The sequence below is a fragment of the Sphingobacteriales bacterium genome, from assembly GCA_012517435.1.
Classification (GTDB): Bacteria; Bacteroidota; Bacteroidia; order CAILMK01; family JAAYUY01; genus JAAYUY01.
The window spans coordinates 19,911-41,411 of sequence record JAAYUY010000193.1 but is presented as its reverse complement, the minus strand read 5'-3'; the positions used below and the strand labels follow the sequence as shown (position 1 = coordinate 41,411).

Sequence of the window (21,501 nt, the reverse complement as noted above, 5' to 3'; positions counted from 1 at the left end):
ATCCATAAGCCACCTAATAATTATTATAAATATTGACCATAAGCTGAGCCAGTAAGGCATTGACGGTGTCGGAGCCAGTTGAAAAGTTATTGACCATCACGGCAAAAGCAATGGTTTTGCCCGATTTGACTTCCATGTATCCTGCATAACATTTCACCCTTGACATAGTGCCGGATTTTGCATGAATTTTTCCTTCAGCTACAGTTCCGTTGCAAAACGAACGCAATGTTCCTGAACTACCGGAAACAGGCAAAGACTGGTAAAATGCCACCTGAACAGGTTTGTTCCCGGACATACCGGCCAGAACTTTAACAATAAAACGGGCAGTGAGGGTATTGTTACTTGACAGACCACTGCCATCACATATATTAACCCCTTTTGTATCGTAACCTTTTGATTCATAATAAGAAAGAAGAGATTTTACGCCTGCTTTGGTACTGCCAAGACCGGATTTGAAATACCCGATATGATTCAGCAAATGTTCGGCATACAGATTAATGCTAAACATATTGGTGCGCCTGACTATTTCAGCAAGTGGCGGTGAATTTGTCGTACAAATAAGTTTCTTTTCAGCAGGAAGTGGTTTATTCTCAGCTAAATACATTCTTGAGGTTACGACATCACCTGTAATGCTGATGCCCTTCTCCTGAAGTTTTGTTCTCAACTGATATCCAATCAGATACGGAGGATCGGGAATACTGCCTTTCAACTCAAGCGTTCCTGATATTTTTGAGAGATTGCCTTTGATAATCCGCTGATTTGAGTAATATACCCCAACAAAATCAAGGTATTTTTCTTCCTTTGTATCTGCCCTGATTCTGTTTTCCACATATAAATCAGGAATAACAGGATTCATGCTATCCGGATGCACTTTATACCTGCCTTTTCGTTTAGGACTGAAATTCAGCACAAACTGATTGTCATAGACTGAAAGTCCAAAGGCCGGTGTGCCATAATAGGCAGGAATATCCACCCAATTCCAGTTGGAAGGCACATTTTCATCATCAAAAACAGAAGCATCGGCAATAATGTTTCCGGTAATATGTTCAATACCTGCATTTTTAACCGCTTCAGCCCATTTTTCAAGAAAATCCGGTTGGTAATAATAGTTTTTAAATGCCTGGGATCCCAGACAAGGATCTCCTCCTCCCCTGATAATCAGGTCACCCGTCAGTATTTTGGATTGAGGATTAATACTCCCGGAATAATAAATTTCTGTGTTGAAAACAGTGTCTTTTCCAAGTAATTCAAGCGCGGCTGCTGTCGTAATAATTTTCATTACAGAGGCCGGAACAAGAGAAACAACGGGATTATATTCAGCAATAAAACTGGCTGAAGAAAGATCATAAATACTGATTCCGATGGAAGCATTTTCAAGCTTCCCCTGACCAGCAAAATCATTTATAACTGATTGTAAATCTGCGGAATATTCAAATTTATCTCTTGGGCTGAGCCTTTCCTTTTGGGAATTGTTATCGGGAGCAAGTATATGATTCCCCGAAAAAAAGAAACAAAAAAGAATAATAATGGCCGCAACGATTTTTTTCATCAGATAAAAATTATTTTACCCATACAAAGATAAGCTGAAAAGAAAAAAAGCACTAAAGCTTTTTCAAATAAACAGTAAAATACCAAAAACTATTTTTCTGATGAAGTCTTTTGCTTTTCAACGGCTTCATTGATGATCTGAAGGCATTCTGCCAGTGTCAATGAGCGGTAATCTTTTCCACGGGGAATCTTATAGTTCTTCTTTTTAAAAGAGATATACGGGCCGAACCTTCCCCGCAAAATCTTCATTTCCTCACCTTCATGCATAAAAGTCAGGGATTTTGGTTCAGATTCATTATCCTGCTTCGATAAAATCACCTGAATGGCATCATTAAGTTCAACTGAATAGGGATCGTATTTCCGTGGGAGGGAAATATTTTTTGCGTTATATTCGAGATAAGGCCCGAATCTGCCAATATTTACCGTTACCGGCTTTCCTTCATATTCTCCCAATACACGTGGAATCTTAAACAATTCGAGTGCTTCTTCCAGTGAAATACTTTCCGGAAGCTGACCTTTTTTCATAGGTGCATTTTTAGCTTTCTCCTTATCATTTGATTCACCAAGCTGGACGTAAGGGCCATACTTCCCCGATTTGGCATATACCTTTTTACCGGTAGCAGGATCAACACCTATTAATCGTTCAAATGAAGATTTAAACAAAACCTTGCTGGCTGTTTCGACTACCGGGGTAAAGTCTTTGTAAAACAGCTCAATCATTTTCCGCCATTCGAGTGATCCCTCGGCAATTTTATCGAATTCATCCTCAATATTAGCAGTAAAATGATAATCCATGATGTTTTTAAAATGCTCCACCAGAAAGTCGTTGACCATTACACCAACAGGTGAAGGAAGCAGTTTCCCTTTTTCAAAACCATAGATCTCCGACTTCTTTTCTTCTCTGATGGTCTTATCTTTTAACACAAGCTGATGGTAAGTCCTCTCCTTCCCTTTTACATTTCCCTTGATAATGTATTCCCTTTTCATGATAGTGGAAATAGTCGGAGCATAAGTAGAAGGCCTGCCAATACCAAGCTCTTCCAACTTTTTGACCAGCATGGCTTCGTTGTAACGTACCGGTGGTTTTGTATAACGTTCGGCTGCAAGCGCTTCGATCATGATGAGATTTTCCCCCGTTTTCAGGGCCGGAAGCACTGCCGTTCCGTTTTCAGGATTTTCATCATCCTCCGATTCGACATACAATTTGAGAAAACCATCAAACAACAAGACTTCCCCGTTGGCTACAAATTGTCTTTTGCTTTCAGATACATTTATTTTGACGGTGGTTTTTTCTATCCGGGCATCCGACATCTGTGAGGCAATGGTACGTTTCCAGATCAATTCATACAATTTCTTTTCCTGTGCCCCGGCATCCAGACTTTTAACATTTAAAAAAGTAGGACGGATGGCTTCATGGGCTTCCTGAGCACCTTTGCTCTTTGTCTGAAAATTTCTCGTATGTGAATATTCTTTCCCGAATTGTTCAGTAATTACCTCTTTGGCAACGCCAATGGCCATATCGAAAAGCCTGACAGAATCGGTTCTCATATAGGTAATGTGTCCGGCTTCATAAAGTTTCTGAGCCAGTTGCATGGTTTGCGATACGGAAAAGCCAAGCTTACGGCTGGCTTCCTGCTGTAAGGTTGATGTAGTAAAGGGTGGCGGTGGCGATTTTTTCCCGGGCTTTTTCTCAACAGACTCAACAGTAAACTTTGATGGGATACATTCCTTCAAAAATTTCTCTGCAAGTTTTAAATCATCAATTTTTTCAGGTAATTCGGCTCTGAACCTGATCGTTTTATCCGAAACTGATTCAAAATCAGCATAAACCTTCACAAACATGGAAGGGGTAAATGAATTTATTTCCCTTTCCCTTTCTACAATCAGCCTGACCGCCACTGATTGAACCCTACCTGCTGATAATGAGGGTTTTACCTTTTTCCAAAGTATGGGTGAAACCTGATAGCCTACCAGTCTGTCGATAACCCTGCGGGCTTGTTGTGCATTTACCAGATTGTAATCCAGATAACGGGGATTTTCGATGGCATGAAGGATGGCATTCTTTGTAATTTCGTGAAAAACAATCCTTTTTGTTTTATCCTCTTGCAGATTCAGTACTTCAGTCAGGTGCCAGGAAATGGCCTCCCCTTCACGGTCTTCATCAGTAGCCAGCCAAATGGTTTCAGAACCAGAGGCAGCTTTTTTCAGATCGTTAATCAGTTTTGTTTTTTCCTTCAGCAAAAAGTATTTCGGCTCAAAGTTTTTCTTCAGATCAATGGATAGTTCATTCGGATGAAGATCACGGACATGCCCGTTGCAGGACATTACCTTAAAATCTTTTCCTAAAAATTTCTCAATGGTCTTGGCTTTTGCCGGAGATTCAACAATGACAAGATTTTTACTCATTTTTTATTTCTTTCTGAATATCAATAATTTATGTCTCATAATTACCCCGTCACTGATGAGACTGACGAGATAAACGCCATCCGTCTGAATAGAGGAAATATCCACTGAATAATTATTAATTCCCTGATTTGCCTGCATCACGGTTTCATAAACAATTTTTCCTTTCATGTCAGACACCTGCAGACTGTATTGCTTTTCACCAGCATTAAAATAACTTATATTCAGTTGATTATCAGCAGGATTCGGATAAATACTGAGTAAGTTACTATTCAAAGCATCCGGTACGGATACAGCACTGTAAACCTTAATATTATCAATGTAAATATTATTTCCTCCAGCTGCATAAAACCCTATTTTGACAAGCAGGTTTTCTTTCCCCTGATAATTGCTGATGTCGATAAATTTTTCTCTCCACTGGCTGGCAGAAGGAATAAACTGAGTAGTATAAAAATCAGTTACAGTAGGCAATTTAATTTGATTGGTAATATCTCGCAACGACCAGTTTTTACCACAGTCGGATGATACATAAACCCTGAGCAGGTCTTTGCTGGCATCGCTTTTCCGTGCATGTGCATAGGTAAAATATAAATAAGGTGACTGGGTCTGGCTTAAATCCAAAGGAGGAAGAATAAAATAAAACTCCCGCTCTGCGGATGAATAGCTGAAGTTATTGAGATAGAAAGATTTATTCCCTTCAAATTTTGCGGATGTTGTTCGTTTCCAGACAATATTACCGGCTCCCGGATCGACATACCAGAAATCATTGGAAAAATTGTTATCTTCAAAACCTTCTTTAAAGGTTACCGGCTCGCCCTTAGGCGGATAAATCATTACGGCTGCATTCTGTTCAACACTGTCTGTCCCGTAAACTGATTTCACTTTAAGTTTAACTGTATATTTTCCGGGCTGGTCATAGGTAACAACAGGTTCTTTCCCGTCAAAAACAGGGTTGGAAGAACCCGGGAGATACCATGTAAACTGCATATTATCAGGGCCTAAAGACTTATTTAAGACAGTAACGGGAGCTCCTGTACAAAAAGCATAATAGGGAACTTCAAATCTGGCAACCGGGCTGCAGGCGATATTGGGAACATCATTTACCCCGGTGGCGGCCAGATTGCTGGCTTTCCAAAGGTTACTTCTGTATTGTGAATTCAGGTAATAATCAACTACTTCCTTTTGTCCTGCACTGAACATCACCCTGCAGGAGGTATAATCCATGTGATTTTCCGTCATATCGGGCTCATCAGGAACATCATTATGACAGGTATTCTTGGTTTTATCGCAACCATAGGTATCTTCATAAACAGGAGGGGTATCACAGATATAATCACCTGTTGTTTTACAATCTGTCCCGCATCCGCCCTGAAAAGTATGTGGAAGTCCGAAATAATGTCCCAGTTCATGGGTCAATGTTCTTCCATTATAATTGGTTACATCTGCCCTGATGACAATACCATCGAGCTTTGGATTCTGCAATGCACTTTGGGGGAAATAAGAATAACCAAGTATGGTACCTACGCCTGATGAATTGTAAATGCTCTTGACTACCCAGATATTCAGGTATTTCATGTTGTCCCAGTCTATCAGGTTTTTTACGTTGTCTCTTGAATTTTCAGTCAGGTTTGAATAAATACGGTTGATACCATTGGTACATTTTCCGTTCGGGTCTATTTTAGCCAGACGAAATTCAATATTCATATCGGCTACCCTGCCCTTGAAAATATCCCTGATTTGATTTGTATCGGCATTCATTTTTCTGAAATCTTCATTGATCCGTTTCAGGACTGCATAAATGTCTTCATCCGGTATGTTTTCAGGACCGCCCTGATGAATAATATGAAAGACTACAGGAATAATCCTGACACTTTCCCTTCTCTGCATACGGTAAGGGGTCAGGTCACGTGTAATACTCTCCTGATGGATTTGCTCTCTCAGTTGTGGATATTGCTGAAAAAGCTCTTCCATATAAAGATCAGTTCCGCAAAAATGCCGGTTATCCTCCTGGGAAAATAGATTCAGACTGAAAGAAAAAAGCAATAAAGCAAAAGCTAATATGTGTTTCATTATTTTTATTTGAGGTGCAAAAGTATTTGGTTAAAGCGCATAAAAAAAATTAGTTTTTACACTAACGCCTTTGATTATTACAAATTTCCTGCCTATAATTTCTGTGGGGTAATTTAATCAATCAGCTCTTCATCAATACTAACTTTGGGGACATTTTTCAAAACACTGTCATTTAATATTTCTTTTTCCGAATGAGCGATAACAACAGTCCCTACTGAATCGCTCAAAGTATTGACAGCTGTTCTGAACATATCGAGTATTCTGTCAACAGCCAGAATAAGTCCAACCCCTTCAAGAGGCAACCCAATAGTAGTCAGGATAATGGAAAGCATAAAAAAACCGGCCATCGGAATTCCAGCAGCGCCTATTGAGGCAAGTAATGAAGTAAAAACGATTATTATCTGTTGCAGGGCAGAAAGTTCAATCCCGTAAGCCTGAGCAATAAAAATAGCCGCAACACATTCATAAAGGGCTGTTCCGTCCATGTTGACCGTTGCGCCCAGTGGCATGACAAAACTTGTGATTTTATTGCTGACACCACTGTTTTTTTCCAGGCAATTCATAGTAACTGGCAAAGTCGCACTGGAAGAAGAAGTTGAAAAAGCAGTCAGCAGAGCCGATGAAAGAGAGCCATAATGTTTGATAGGATTTATTTTGGCAACAAAGCGGAGAAATAAGGGCAGAGTAATGAACGCATGAAAAAACAGACCTGCAATAACTGTAATAAAATAAAGACCCAGGCGGGAAAATACTTCCACCACATTATCTATATTCTTGGCCACAATACCTGCCATAATTGCAAATACGCCATAAGGTGTGAGCTTAATAATAAAACCCGTAATCTTCATCATCAGAGCAAAACCTGCATTGGCTAAATCTTTTAATAATGTACGGTAATGGTCATTTTTAATCCGGTTGATAAAAAAGCCGACAACCATGGCAAAAAATATCAGCGAAAGCATCTGCTCATCAACTGTTGATTTAATGATATTGGTCGGAACTATGTTCATGAGTAAATCTCTGACAGAGGCGGATCCTGGTTTGAAGTTTTCGACAGTTTCCTGAAGACCGATATTGGCTCCGACACCCGGCTGAATCAGGTTGACAAGAATTAAACCGGTTAAAATAGCCGCCAAACTGCTTGAAATATAATAGAGCCATGTTTTAAGGGTTAGTTTTCCAAATTCCTTGCCTCCTTCAATACTCGACACCCCTGATATTATGGAAGCTAAAATCAGTGGGATGATAATCATTTTCAACAAACGGATGAACAATTCGCCTATCCAACTGACATAAGTTACCTGATCTGTAAAAAAATACCCGAACAGAAACCCAAATAAAAGTGCAATCAGAATCTGTATCGGAAGACTTATTCTTTTCATTAAACTGATGTTTTTATTCCTTTTTTAAAAAACGAAGGTAAGACAGAAATCGGATTTTTACCAAAAATGAAAAAATTTTTCCTGAAGATTTTCATAAACAAAAGAGGTTGTATATTTGCAGCGCCTGCCGATGTGGCGAAATTGGTAGACGCGCTACGTTCAGGGCGTAGTGTCCGTACGGACATGCTGGTTCGAGTCCAGTCATCGGCACCTTTACTTTTCATTGGTATTATATCCCGTATCATACTAAAATACCGCAAACCCTATTGTTTCAACAAAGCTTTTTGTACCCTATAAATAAAAAAAGCCGGCTATTTACCGGCTTTTATAGGATGAAAAAATTCCGAATTACTTGTTTTCAGCGACTTCTGCAGGTTTCTGAGCAAGGATATCAATGGTAACTTCAAACTCATCATTGATCATCTTATCACCCAGTCCCTTGAAAAACTTGCCGCTGCCATAACGGATGTTCCACAAAGTACGATCAACTTTAATAGTGGCTTTGGCATTAAACATTCCGTCTTTTGAAACGATTACTGCCGGAAAACTGATATTGTTGGTAATACCTTTGATTGTCAGGTTTCCGCTGATGTTGTAATTGTTGGAATCAACAGGATTGGCAATCATTTCGGCTGAAGTAATCTCAAATGTTGCTGTAGCAAATGAATCAACATTGAAGAAATCAGCACTTTTCAGATGTCCGGTCAGCTTTGCATTCATTTTTTCGTCTGTCAGGTCAAGGTTGGTAATGCTGTTCATGTCAAACTCAAAACGTCCGCCTGTCAGGGTGTCATTCTTTACCAATACTTCACCTGATTTCAGGTTAATAGTTCCATTATGCTGTCCGGTCACTTTTTTTCCAAGCCAAAGGACTTTGCTGTTAGCTAAATCCACCGGATAGCTGACAGCTTCTTTGTCAAGCTTAACTTCCTGAGCATCAGTGTCTTCCTTTTCTTTTTTGTTGCAGGAACTCATCAGAATAATGCCTGAAATCAAAACTGCTGAAAGTAAAAATATTCTCTTCATAATTTTGTCGTTTTATTTGGTTAATTAAAGTTCGGCATAATTTAACTAAAATTGTACCAATTTTTAAAAGTGCATAAAACAATGACTGAAAGACAAGAATATCAATCGGATAAGATAATAATAAGGGATAAACAGACCGGCCAGCCTGTCGAGATTCATCCGGAGGGCTCACTTGGATTGCTCGCTTTGGGTGCAGTGGGTGTAAAAGCCTGGCGTGAAGCAAGAAAAAAAGCCCGGCAAAACAGCAATATGAGTGAAAAGGGGACAGAAAAACATCATTAACAGAAAATATTTTATTCATGCATAAAAAGAAGGTTGTGTTGATCGGATGGGATGCTGCCGACTGGAAAGTCATCAATCCGCTGATGGACGAAGGACGAATGCCTGCACTTGAAAAGCTTGTCAATAAAGGCGTCATTGGAAATTTAGCCACCCTCGATCCTCCCCTTTCCCCTATGCTCTGGACATCCATCGCCACCGGAAAAAAAGCTGACAAACACGGCATTCTTGGCTTCATTGAACCCGATAATATAAATGGAGGTATCAGGCCTGTTGCCGTTACCTCACGTCAGACAAAAGCAGTCTGGAATATTTTACATTACAACGGTTATAAATGTAATGTGGTTGGCTGGTGGCCAAGTCATCCGGCAGAACCCATCAACGGGGTAATGGTTTCAAATCTTTTTGTTAAGGCCAATACACCACCCGATAGTCCCTGGCCTGTGAATGAAGGATCGGTTTATCCTCCGGAAATGACAAAAATTCTGAAAGAGTACCGCATTCATCCGGCAGAGCTCACGCAGCAACATATTTTACCTTTTATCCCCAATGCTGCTGAAGTAGATCAGGAAAAAGACCCCCGCCTGGCTTCCCTCGCCAAAATCACCGCTGAAGCAGCAAGCACACATGCCATCGCCACCTGGCTGATGGAAAACACTGAATGGGATTTTATGGCTGTCTATTACGATGCTATCGACCATTATGGTCATGCCTTTATGAAATACAGGCCTCCCCGTCAGGATCATATCCCAGTTGCTGATTTTGAACTTTACAAGGATGTTGTGGATGGAGGATACATTTTCCACGACATGATGCTCGACAGGCTGATTGAACTGGCAGGAGATGACACAACTTTTATCATTGTAAGTGATCATGGTTTTTATTCCGATAGCCATCGACCGGCTTCTTTGCCCAGAATACCTGCTGCCCCTGCCCTTGAACACAGGCCTTATGGTATTTTATGTATTTCTGGAGAAAACATTAAAACGGATGAAAGAGTTTACGGAGCAACCCTTCTGGATATAACTCCCACTATTTTAAACATTTACGGTTTACCTTCCGGAAAAGATATGGATGGAAAAGTACTGAGTAATATTTTTACAGACCATCCGAAAAGCAGTAGGATTGAATCATGGGATACGCTTCCGGGAGATTTCGGAACTCATCCGCCTGAAAAAACTGAAGATCCTGTCAGCTCAGCAGCAGCTCTCCGGCAGTTGATAGAATTAGGCTACCTGGAAAATCCGGGAGAAGATAAAAACAAAGCTTCAGCGCAGGCGGTCAGAGAGTTAAAATATAATCTATCAAGGGTTTTGGCAAGCCGAAATAATTATTCAAAGGCCATTGAAATAATAGAGGAATTGCTTGAGGACGACAAAGATGAAATTCGTTTTCAGCTGGATGCTATTAAATACAATATTCAACTTTCAGAATTCGAAAAAGCTTTGAAAATCATTGAAATTCTGAAAAGAAAAGATGAAAGCTACAGTTCTTACCTGAAAGTATTTGAAGGCATCATTTATTCCCATCAGAACCGCCCGCATGCAGCACTGAAAATGTTCAGTGAGGCAGAAAAAGGAATGCCGGCTACGGCCAGCCTGTTACAGGAGCTTGGCAAAGTTTATATCCGGCTGCAAAGATATGAGGAAGCCCTGAAAATATTCACCAAAGTACTTGAAAATGATGATGAAAATGCCTATGCATGGCATGGACTGGCACTTGCCCAACTAAGACTTGGTTTTATTCAGGAATCTGCAGAAAGCTCACTGAATGCCATCGGATTGTTGTATCATTTTCCACCTGCTCATTACCACCTCGGGGAAGCACTGGTTAGACTGGAAAAATTCACTGAAGCCTGTCAGGCTTTTGAACTGAGTCTGAAAATGAATCCGGGTATGTATAAAGCAAGGAGATGGCTAATACAGATTTATGAAGAAAAACTAAAGCAGAAAGAAATGTCAGAAATACACCGGATAATTCTGAATGAGCAGATGAAAGGCAAAATAACAATAGTATCGGGGCTCCCCCGCTCCGGCACCTCGCTGATGATGCAGATACTGAAAGCAGGCGGAATGGATATCCTGACGGATGAAATACGGCTGGCAGATGAGTCAAATCCGAAAGGATATTTTGAATATGAGAAGGTAAAAAGTCTTCCGCGTGACAACAACTGGTTGCATGAAGCAGAAGGAAAAGCCTTAAAAGTCATCGCACAACTGCTGCGTTTTCTGCCGGTTAAATATGATTACAAGGTGATTTTTATGAAAAGAGACATGTATGAAATCATTCATTCACAGCAGAAAATGCTTGGGCGTCAACAGGATAAGTTTCCGCTTTCAGTCGCACAGGCTTTTGATAGGGAGCTGAAAAATGTTGAAATCTGGCATCAGAAAGAGCCGAATGTAAAACTACTTTACGTTGACTATGGGGATTTGATAGATAATCCGGTTGAAAATATCTGTAAAATCAATCATTTTCTCGATTATCAACTCGATGAAGATGAGGCAATTAAGGTCATTGACAAAAATTTATACAGGACGAAAATCAGATAAACAGCTAACTTTTTCAGATTAAAAGTACTTAACCGATAAAAAAACAGTAATGAGAAACAAAGATTTTGATAAAAGATTAGCCGGATATTCGGCATTGGCAGCCGGACTATTGGCAACACCGGTCGTTTCAGATGGTCAGATTTTATATACCGATCAGTTTGAAGACCTGACATTTGGAGATACTTCAGGTTACATTTTCGATTTTAATTATGACTATTTTCACGACCTGCTGGTGTTTCAGGCTTTTGGTACCAATGCCTATTTCGTCAGTGTTCAAAGGGCTCAGGACACTGAGATACTTGGAAAAAGCACGGGTAATTATCTTTATCCGTTTGCCCTCGATGCCGGATATCTGCTCGATACAATTAACAAAAACTGGAGGATACGTGACTACGGCACATTAAACTGGCAGGGTACTGCCGGAAATTACGGCTATTGGCAAGGAGTCAATGATAAATATCTTGGCATTAAAATAAAGATTGACGGGAAACCCTATTTAGGTTGGGCAAGGCTGGATGTGGCACAAAACGGCAGGTCTTTTACCATCAAGGACTTTGCAATTGAGTTTACGAGTGGAAAATCCATCAGAACAGGAGATGCCGCCAATACTTACGGAGTTACAAAGATTCTAGCTCAGGATCTGGGAAATGGAAACGGCCTGAAAATCACTTTCGATAAAGCAGTTGACGAAAGCAAGGTATCGGAATACCGGATAATTCTGAAAAACGTTCTCGACAGCACTCAGCTTACTCCCAATATGGCCTTGAATTTATCTCCTCCGAATATTGTAGTAGTTCCGAAAACAGGCTTTAATATTGAAAAGACAGTGAACTCCTCCAATGTTGACCTTCAGGGAAATCCGCTGAAAATTGGTCAGTATTATCAGGTATATGTATTGAGTATGCCGGATGGGGTCCATGCAACCGAGCCTATCCTCTCCACCAACAGAAGATATTTTGCTTTTCATGTTCTCTCCTCACCTGCCGGAACACCCGTAGCCACTGATATTGGCAATAACGGTAATGGTCAGGATCTTAAAATTTCCTTTGCAAAAGCTGCAGATGAACAGAAAGTGGCCTTCTACAGTGTGGTTGTCTGTAAATCTGAAAAAGCACAGAATTTTACCATTGAAGATGCCATGAATCTGCCTCCTTCAGTATTCACGAATGTTCCAAAAACCGGCGGCGACCTCGAGATTATACTTTCAAAAACAGCCACTGACGCAGATGGGGCTTTAATTACCAACAATGTCAAATACAAAGCATTCGTTATCAGTGTGGCTGATGGAACTTATGCTTCCAAACATGCTTTATCACTCCCTTCTGATGAATTTATGCTGACTCATAATTCAGGCATGGATAATTTTGACCTTAGCAAGATTAACTGTTATTTTTCAAATCAAACAATGAATATTGTCGTTCCGGATCATTTTCAGATCAACAGCATCAATATTTTTGATCTGCACGGAAAACAAATTGCCGGCTTTAACCATCCGGTTTCTGAAATTTTAGAGGTACCTTTCGGCAGATTCTCTTCAGGCATTTATCTGGTTAAGATTGATGCAGGAGATAAATCTTATTCCTTAAAAGTAACTTATTTTCAGGAATAAATAACAATAAAATTTCAGATTTCCGTTAATAGAAAAAACACGTTAATGAAAAATTTATCACTGATTATCATCGGGTTGATATTAACCCCGCTCATTACACTTTCTCAAAATAAATTATTCCTTGGTGCTGAAACAGGAATTATTGCTGCCAAATACAAATTATATGATCCGGGCGGAAAACTTAAAAACCCGGACATTCCATCCATTTCATGGGGTTTTAATATCAGCAGGGAAATCAATAAACAACTATCTGTTGAATCCGGTTTTCATGGGATTACCTATTACGGGGGGCCAAATTTTAAATTCTCTTTTTTTGCATCAGCCGGAAACATAATGAATGTTTATCAGATCCCGTTGGTGCTGAAATATGAACAACCTCTGATAAAGAAAAAGCTGACTGCCCATGTTCTTTTTGGCTATGTAAACAACATTAATCGATCTTACCTTTCGCATGGGGAAGGTGAATTTACATTAACAAGAAGTGGGGATACAGGACATATAAAATATGAAGAATTCGAAAATTTTCACCGTTACTTTCCGATGCTGGAAGCCGGACTGGGAATAAATGTCAGGCTATTCGAGGATTTATCATTAACATTTGAAAGCAGGTACCAGAAAGGATTTCAGAAAGTGATTGAGATTGATGCCATTTACCAATATAATTCAGAGCCCCCACAGGTTGCCTATCTAATTTCAAAAGGGAACAATTTTCAGTACACCATAGGATTAAAATATCCGGTCAGCAATATCTGGCAATTAAGACAAACCCGAAAGGATACCCGCGAAGACATAAAGATAAACTATTCAAAATCAATTGACAGGAGATTTTTCATAGGGATTGGTGCAGGACCTCTCTGGCGCCTTTTTAAAGAATCAAATGCTGAGCAGATCGCTTCAAATTGGGGAAGACATTCTTTCTGGGAGTTTAAATATGCTGATATTTTTAAAGGAATTTATGCGGGTTACAAGTTTAACCGTATTTCCGTTGAAGGTGCGTACTACAGGCAAAACTACACAAACAGAATATTTTACAAAAACATTGGAACCGGACATGGCTGGCTTTCAGGTGAATACAATGTCAATGAGTTTGGAGTCAGAACGAAATATCATTACCAGTTGCCCGGTATATTTTATCGCATGGTAATTACCCCTTCAGTAGGACTCAGCTTCTTACATTCGGCTGTAAGCGACCTTTACGAAACCAACACCTATTCAAATAATTATACTCCTACCAAAGATACAGCGTATTATTTTGAAAATTATTTCAGGACACATCAAAACATCATTACTTTTAATTCAGGAATCGGGATTGAGTTTTACCTTCATCCAAATCTAATCCTGTTTATTGATGGTCGGCTGGACCTTGGAGTCCGCGAGTTTAACAGGATTTCAGCTAACGTTTGGATTAAAAATCAACTGACTGAAGGTGATATTATATTCAAAGGCAATTCACAAAGAATTTTACTTGGAATGAAAATTCCTTTTGATTTTAAAAAAAGGCAGTAACTTCTCACCGGTTGTCACTCATTACTCACCGGGAATAACCATAATATTTTTGTGATTGTCAATTCATTATTTTGAAGTATCTTTACATCAATAATTAATCACATAAAATTCAAATAATGACAGACTTTGACCGTAAATTAAAATCATATTCAGCATTGGCAGCCGGATTGGTGGTTGCCGGAAATGCTGCCAATGGACAGATTATTTATACTGATATCGACCCGGATATCATATTATCTGATACCAGTTACCTGCTCGACATGAATAAAGACAGTGTTCCTGATTTTAAAATAGTTCAGGAAAAATATTTTTATTATTCAACGTTTTTCATGAATATCGGAGGGGTTCAAACATTAAATGGTAACGAAGCACTGGGTGATACCCTGACAGTATCCTCAAGCGGAAGCACCTATTTAATGTTTTATCCAAGGCCACTCAATAAAAATGACTTAATTGATGAAAACCAGGGAGTTTGGGAAGACAGCAGCTACGGCCTTCTTTATCAAAAAGCCGTATTGGGATCCCAAAATATTACTTTGGGGAAGTGGAGAGGCGGCTCTGAAAAATATCTTGGATTACGATTTAAAATAGGAAACGACTGGCACTATGGATGGGCACGGTTGAGTGTATCGAAAAATGCCGACACTGTTGTAATAAAAGATTTTGCATACGAAAGCCATCCCGGTAAAAAAATCCTTGCCGGACAAACATTCTCTTCTCTTGCTGAAAATGCAGACCAATATGTCAGCATATACAGAAGTGGAGAAAAGGTGCTGATTTTTCTGAGAAATAATATCAGTCATGCAAATGGTAATCTGTATAACCTGATGGGGGAATCAATCAGGGAATTTTGTCTTGAATCCGGAAGAAATGATATTGATATTCAGGATTTACCAAAAGGGATATACCTTGTTCGTATTCAGATCGGGGATGCTGAAATTAGCGGGAAAATTGTCTGGTGATTTCTGAAAAATTCCTTTTCAGGACTTCGAATCATAGGCCTCAACTATCTCTTTCAATCGTTTCAGCTGGATTTGTTTCTTTTCTTCCCGAAGAGAAATGGCTGTTTGAGTAAAATAGCGGTGATTGCTGATAAAGCTGACCTGAATCCGGTTCCACTGCTCTTCTCCGCTAATCAGCTGAAATGCCATAAGTTCCTTAAATAAACTGTGAGCTATAGGTTCAAAATCATTCCGGCCAAGATAGTCGAGATCAGCATCACAAATGATTTGTCCCAGTAAAGATTTTGGTGATTGGGGAATCTGGGTGGCCATTATCATTTCGTTTACAATCTGAATGTGATTGCGGGTGTATCCAAAACCGGGTAAAATATCATCTGCAAGCTGGCACGAAACTTCTTCATGACCTTTATATTGTCGGATGAAACCCATGTCGTGAAATAAAGCTGCAGTCTGTAATAAAATCATTTCATCCCCATGTATTCCTTCAGAAAAGCCAATTTTGCGACAGGCAGAAAGCACATCAAGGGTATGATGAATCCCATGATAATATAACCGCGGGTCTAGTTCCAGCCTTAACTTATTCAGAACAAATTCTTCCAGCTTTTGATAGTGCATATTAAACTGTCTGCAAATCTTCTTTTACAAATTCTGACTCATAATCAAGAAAATACATTTTAAGAATCCCTTTTCCTTTCACTTCAACCGGTTCACGGGGAATAAAGTTGAATTTATCTTTCAGCAGCAGGTAGGTGGAATGGGAACAATTGATACGCATGGGACTGCCATTGCTTTCAATACGTGATGCTGTATTGACGGTATCTCCGAAAACATCATAAATATATTTTTTCACCCCGACTATCCCTCCTACGACCTTTCCGGAATTAATGCCTATTCGCACCCTCCATTGAATTTTAGAATTTTTATTGCGTTCGGTCAGGTAATGAATAATGTCGATGGCTGCTCTGGCAATATTTTCTGCATGATTGGCATTGCGGACAGGCATTCCGCATACGGCCATGTATGCATCCCCTATAGTTTTGATTCTCTCACACTGATATTTTTCCATAATATCGTCAAAAGCAGTAAATATTTCGTTCAGTTCATTGATCAAAAACTTTGGCTCCAGTTGGGAAGAAGTATCTGTAAATCCAACAATATCAGAAAAATAGACTGAAACTTCCTCAAAACTCTCTGGTTCTGTTGTTCCTGTCTCTTTCAGGTCGTTGACTACCTTGAGTGGCAGAATATTCAGCAAAAGCTCTTCAGACTTGGCTTTTTCACGGGCAATAATTTCGTTGTCACGTTTTTTTCGTTGCAGGCTCCTGTAAACCTGTATAACCAGGCCGATAACCAGCAGCAGGACAATACCTGCTGAAATGATAATAGCCTTTTGTCGCTTGTTTTCAGCATCCTTTTTGGCCAGCTCTGTTTGCTGTATCTTTATCTGCGCTTTGTTTTTCTCGGTTTCATACTTGGTCTGAAACTCAGCAATCTGCTTGTGTTTTTCTTCTGTAAAAATAGAGTCTTTCAGTGAAGTGTAACGTTTGTAAAAGTTCAATGCTTCTTTGTAGTTCCCCATTTTGAAATATGCATCAGAAAGATATCCGTATGAGCTTAGTATAATTGGTGTTGCCTTAATGGATTCAGCCAGCTCAAGGGCTTGCTGATGATAGTAAAGAGCAGAAGCATATTCATTCCGGTCATAATACACAAGTCCAAGATTATTCAGGTCAACAGCAATATCAGCCTGTCGCCCCTGTTTTTTATCTATTTCGAGCACCCTGTTGTAATATTGAATGGCTTTCTCGTATTGCTTCCAAGCCTTGTAAACCGAAGCCAGATTGTTCAGGATGACGGCAACCGCCCCTTCCTGCTTCATGCGGGTAAATATTTCAAGCGCTTCTTCATAGTATCTGACAGCTTCCCTGTATTTTTTCATTGAAAAATAAACGGAACCGATATTGTTTAAGTCGCCTCCCACACTGGCTTCATTGTTCAGCTTTTTATCGAGTTCCAGTGCTTTGGTGTAGTATTCGAGGGCATTTTCGAACTGTCCCCATGTGTCGTAAACGGAACCAATGTTGGTCAGATAATTGGAAACCTGCGTTTCATCTCCGCTTTGTTTGACAATCTCAAGCGCCTGCATATAATATTCTATGGCTTTATCATATTTTCCCTGAGAATAATAAACCATCCCGATATTATTCATGTCAATGGCCACATCGGCAGGTTTGCCGATTCTTTTATCTATCCCGAGTGCGTCAGTATAATATTTCAATGCTTCTTCGTAATTTCCCCATGCCTTGTGGATGGCTCCGATATTATTCAGGTCTATGGCTATATTAGCTTCAAAATTATTTTCCCTGTCAATTTTCAAAGCCTGATTGTAATATTCTATGGCTTTATCGAAGTCTCCCATTTTTTTATATGCTATTCCAATGTTATTCAATCTTTTGGAAGCATTTTCAAAATCATTGGCTTTTTTATCATTTTGCCAGGCAGCTGTAAAATATTTTATGGCTTTATCATACTCGCCCTGAAGATAAAACACCATTCCAATACCATTGTAAGCAGCAGCAATATCTTTAAAATCTTTCAATTCTTTCCTGATATTCAACGACTTAATATAGTTTTGCAATGAATTTTGGAAATCATTCAGATTCAGATAGGCATCACCCAGATGGAAATAGGCATCAGCAATTTCTTTCTCGTTTTTAAAACGTTTTGCCAGTTCCAAAGCTTTGTTGGCATAAAAAATACCCAACTCAGCAGAGTCATTTACTACCACATCAGAGAGTTGAAGATAGACCTCAGCCTTTCTGGAAGTTTTTGCCTCCTTTAAAACCTTCAGCAGGCTATCTTTTGATTGTGAAAATGTCATTGTGTTGTTGAAAAGAAAACACAGTAAAAGGATACCAGTTAACCATCGAATCTTCATCAGAAACTGTTTAATCGCTGAAAATAATCAGAATTTTTAACAAAAAAATGCACCACAATATACAGCTATCGGATATAATTAAGCAAATAAAAAAAGGGCTGGTGTTTTTTCAACCAACCCTTTTAAGTTTTGAAAAACTGTTTTAATAAGAACTCACTGTAAATACAGAAAGTTTTTCGCCATTATTGATTTTCAGCACATAAAGGCCATGAGGAAGATCGCTGAAATTGATAGTCATTATCTTTTCTCCATGTCCGGTTTCTTTAAACGAACGCACCACCTCCCCGGAAATATTGACTATTTCAACAGAGGTAATACCATTGTTAAAGAACCTGACAAACAACTTATCGCTGAATGGATTGGGATATACAGAAGCTTTGAAATCATTTCTCTTTTCTTTGATTCCACTGAAGTCTCCGGCTTTAATACCTGTGCTGTCCACCTTATAGTCCTGGTTTTTGAAAGAAGTATCCGTTTCGGTAATTTTCACAATTCTGGGGGTATCCTGAGGAAGACCCGGAATATCAACGAAAATGGCATAAGTAGCCGTATCGAGTTCGGTAAATTCATAAACGCCATTGTCATTTGTCTTGGTCTTTTTTACGATAACTCCACCAGGTACTTTTTTAAGGGTAACGTCAACATCCTTAATGGGCTCTGCAACTCCTCTCGTGCCATCAGTAGATTTTACCGTTCCACTTATATACCCTTTCCCTTTAGGCATTGGCGGAATCTGAATAACTTTTACGGCATAGGTATCAATTTTCGATTCACAAAAATGATTCTGAACAACGGTGGCTTTATCCCAAATGTCAACATCTCCGAAATAGGTCCCAACCAGATCAGGATTAACCGAAGCATTGGGTTCGACAAGTATTATAAAGTCTCCGGTAGTATTTACGGTTATCACAGCCGGACTGGCAGTGTAAGACTGGCTGGCTATCTGAGTAAATGCTTTGACTCCTTTCATTTTTTTGAATACCACTATTTTTCCATCATACGTACTACCATTGGGTTGCTTTATGTCTATCACAAAGGTGGTTGCCTGTTTGAATTCTGTAATACCTGTGTTGGAAGTCAGATAAATTGTTCCGTCTTCCGTGATGCCCATGTTTGACACATTATCAGCAAATAAACCACTGTTTTGGGTGTAGAGTGATTCATTTTTCCCATCAAATTTCAGTAATCCGTTATAACTTGCCAGATATAAATGATTTGCCTGATCTGTCAGGATTTTATTAATGGAAGGTTCAGCTCCGAGTTTTGTAAAATTAAGCTGGTACCATTTATTTCCATCAAACCTGTAAACAACATCCATGTAGCTTGTCATTTCGTAGGTCAGGATATAAATATCTCCATTATCTGCAATAGCAATGTCATTTATTTCTCCATTTGCAGGAAGATTCATTTTGGTAAATTTAATCCCGTCAAAAACATCAACCGTTCCATTCATGCTGCCAATATAGACCTTTCCGTTTTTATCGAATGCTATCTGTCTGATAAACATATCAGAAAGTCCGTTAGTGGTATCATAAACCGTAAATGAAGTCCCATTCCATACCGAAACACCTCCTCCGTAATGACCAATCCAGATTTTTCCATCAGGTGCAATTTTAATCACTTGAATTTCCATTGAGGCAAGGCCGTCAGAAGTATCGTAATTGGTGATGTTGTTGGTATCCACAAATTTTGTAAGGCCAGCATAAAATGATCCCAGCCAAACCGTTCCGTTTTCCTCCATCGCCAAAGAATTTCCATGAGGGATAGCAGTTGTTTGAAGGTTTTTCCATGTTGAACCGTCAAAGAAGGAGAAGCCGTCAAAAAAGCGACAGACAATTTTTCCTTTTGGTGTTACGTAAAAGCCTTCGTGATATTCATTCAGCAGTTCTGTCGAATATGTTTTGAAAAAACACTGGGCATTCAGATTATTCAGCCCAAACAAGGCTAATACGATAAATAGCAATATTTTTTTTACCATAACTTTAAAATTTAACTTTTAAATAATCAGCAAATTTACAGAAAATCAGAAAATATTTTTTCGTGTGATTGATTTTTTTCTGAATTACCATATTTTTGCAATGAAAATTCGTGCGTTTTGGTCGAATAATTTTAAGTAAATCAAACATTTTAAAAAGGTATGTTTATGAAAACAGCTAAAACACTTGTACTTCTATTGATTTTTACGGGTTTACTCTCTGTCAGGTCAGTATTGGGACAAATTCAGATCATTACTGGTTTTGAAAAAGGTTCCTACTATCAGATGGGTAATGATATCAGGTCTGTTGTCGGTGACATTGTAACCTTCGACACTGTTTTTACTACCACATGGGACGATAAGGATTCCATTGTTTTAAAGAAAAAAATCACGCCAGCCGTTGAAATTCTGACCTCAACCGGAAGCCAGCACAACTTCAACAGACTTTACAAATCCACAACACCCATGGTTGCCTTTATGCAATACGATGTGTTGGTTAATGAACAATTGAAAGACATTAAGAAATATGCCAAACGCACTGATAGTATTCTGATGCTGATGCCTCTTGGAGTTGAAGAGATTCACCTGATCACTTTAAAATCATCTAAAATCAAAGGATTAACTGACCTGAAAGGTAAAAAAGTTGCCATAGGCTCTGCCGGACAGGGAACAGCCGTTACTGCCAATTTTATTAAAGATAAAACTGGTATTGAATGGATTCCGTTTGACCTGAATATCAAAGATGCTTTGCCTGCCTTACTCAATAAAAACATAGATGCCTTTTTCTTTGTTGGCTCTGCACCGGTACTGAACCTTAACGGGCTTTCACCCACCTTTGAGCAACTGAAACTCATCCCTGTAACCCATCCTAAACTGACAGAATACTATGTGCAGTCAAGCATTCCTGCAGGCACTTACCACTGGTTAAAAGAAGATGTTCAAACACTTGGCGTAAGACTTCTGCTGGTCAGCGACATTTCAAAAGAATCGCCCAAAGATAAGGAAGCTTTAAAACGTATGCTCACTTCTATTAAAAATAATATTGGCAAACTACAGGAAAAAGGACACCCCAACTGGAAAAAGGTTGACTTTAACTTCAGTGATGTCAAATGGGAAATACATCCTGTTGCCAAACAGGTATTCAATCTTCCCTGACATTTTATCACTTTAAAATCTCAAGCCCGATAGTAATCACACTGCCGGGCTTTTTTATTTAAAAATATCCCTGATTAATCGGAGCTGAATGATAAA

General features: G+C 39.2%; 14 protein-coding genes and 1 tRNA gene. 7 read left to right on the top strand and 8 right to left on the bottom strand.

Annotated features, from left to right (window positions below; genetic code table 11):
- Window positions 1-13 precede the first annotated feature (13 nt).
- From dacB to GX437_10950, 4 genes are all read right to left on the bottom strand, one after another.
- Window positions 14-1,549 carry a D-alanyl-D-alanine carboxypeptidase/D-alanyl-D-alanine-endopeptidase gene (gene dacB, locus GX437_10965; GenBank protein ID NLJ08181.1) on the bottom strand — a complete coding sequence of 512 codons (1,536 nt, stop codon included), beginning with the start codon at window positions 1,547-1,549 and terminating at the stop codon, window positions 14-16.
- A gap of 89 nt (window positions 1,550-1,638) precedes the next feature.
- Window positions 1,639-3,954, bottom strand: coding sequence for a type I DNA topoisomerase (gene topA / locus GX437_10960; GenBank protein NLJ08180.1), 2,316 nt, complete (start codon window positions 3,952-3,954; stop codon window positions 1,639-1,641).
- Window positions 3,955-3,957: 3 nt separating this feature from the next.
- Entirely contained in the window at window positions 3,958-6,021 is a 2,064-nt protein-coding gene (locus GX437_10955; protein NLJ08179.1) for a T9SS type A sorting domain-containing protein, read from the bottom strand.
- Between the two features lie 113 nt (window positions 6,022-6,134).
- Complete coding sequence (locus tag GX437_10950) at window positions 6,135-7,403, bottom strand: dicarboxylate/amino acid:cation symporter (GenBank protein ID NLJ08178.1); 1,269 nt, start codon at window positions 7,401-7,403, stop codon at window positions 6,135-6,137.
- A 126-nt stretch (window positions 7,404-7,529) separates the two neighbouring features.
- Between GX437_10950 and GX437_10945 the strand changes: the two genes are divergently transcribed.
- A tRNA-Leu gene (locus GX437_10945) sits at window positions 7,530-7,613 on the top strand.
- Window positions 7,614-7,751: 138 nt separating this feature from the next.
- On the opposite strand, the gene GX437_10940 is transcribed toward GX437_10945, so the two are convergent.
- Window positions 7,752-8,429 (bottom strand): YceI family protein, encoded by a 678-nt coding sequence (locus GX437_10940; GenBank protein NLJ08177.1) that lies wholly within the window; start codon window positions 8,427-8,429, stop codon window positions 7,752-7,754.
- Window positions 8,430-8,510: 81 nt separating this feature from the next.
- On the opposite strand from GX437_10940, the gene GX437_10935 reads away from it, so the two are divergent.
- From GX437_10935 to GX437_10915, 5 genes are all read left to right on the top strand, one after another.
- Window positions 8,511-8,711, top strand: coding sequence for a hypothetical protein (locus tag GX437_10935; GenBank protein ID NLJ08176.1), 201 nt, complete (start codon window positions 8,511-8,513; stop codon window positions 8,709-8,711).
- Window positions 8,712-8,728: 17 nt separating this feature from the next.
- Window positions 8,729-11,260, top strand: a complete 2,532-nt coding sequence (locus tag GX437_10930; GenBank protein NLJ08175.1) for a tetratricopeptide repeat protein — start codon at window positions 8,729-8,731, stop codon at window positions 11,258-11,260.
- Between the two features lie 49 nt (window positions 11,261-11,309).
- On the top strand, window positions 11,310-12,869 hold the full coding sequence (locus GX437_10925) for a T9SS type A sorting domain-containing protein (protein NLJ08174.1): 1,560 nt from the start codon (window positions 11,310-11,312) through the stop codon (window positions 12,867-12,869).
- Between the two features lie 45 nt (window positions 12,870-12,914).
- The gene (locus tag GX437_10920; GenBank protein NLJ08173.1) at window positions 12,915-14,375 is read left to right on the top strand and encodes a hypothetical protein; all 1,461 of its coding nucleotides are present in this window, start codon (window positions 12,915-12,917) and stop codon (window positions 14,373-14,375) included.
- A 116-nt stretch (window positions 14,376-14,491) separates the two neighbouring features.
- Window positions 14,492-15,337, top strand: a complete 846-nt coding sequence (locus GX437_10915; protein NLJ08172.1) for a T9SS type A sorting domain-containing protein — start codon at window positions 14,492-14,494, stop codon at window positions 15,335-15,337.
- Between the two features lie 18 nt (window positions 15,338-15,355).
- On the opposite strand, the gene GX437_10910 is transcribed toward GX437_10915, so the two are convergent.
- The 3 genes from GX437_10910 to GX437_10900 all read right to left on the bottom strand — a co-directional run bounded on the left by GX437_10910 (window position 15,356) and on the right by GX437_10900 (window position 20,253).
- Complete coding sequence (locus GX437_10910) at window positions 15,356-15,952, bottom strand: HD domain-containing protein (GenBank protein ID NLJ08171.1); 597 nt, start codon at window positions 15,950-15,952, stop codon at window positions 15,356-15,358.
- A gap of 1 nt (window position 15,953) precedes the next feature.
- Window positions 15,954-18,275 carry a tetratricopeptide repeat protein gene (locus GX437_10905; protein NLJ08170.1) on the bottom strand — a complete coding sequence of 774 codons (2,322 nt, stop codon included), beginning with the start codon at window positions 18,273-18,275 and terminating at the stop codon, window positions 15,954-15,956.
- Window positions 18,276-18,417: 142 nt separating this feature from the next.
- Complete coding sequence (locus tag GX437_10900) at window positions 18,418-20,253, bottom strand: T9SS type A sorting domain-containing protein (GenBank protein NLJ08169.1); 1,836 nt, start codon at window positions 20,251-20,253, stop codon at window positions 18,418-18,420.
- 165 nt (window positions 20,254-20,418) lie between these two features.
- On the opposite strand from GX437_10900, the gene GX437_10895 reads away from it, so the two are divergent.
- Window positions 20,419-21,405 carry a TAXI family TRAP transporter solute-binding subunit gene (locus tag GX437_10895; GenBank protein ID NLJ08168.1) on the top strand — a complete coding sequence of 329 codons (987 nt, stop codon included), beginning with the start codon at window positions 20,419-20,421 and terminating at the stop codon, window positions 21,403-21,405.
- Window positions 21,406-21,501: the final 96 nt, after the last annotated feature.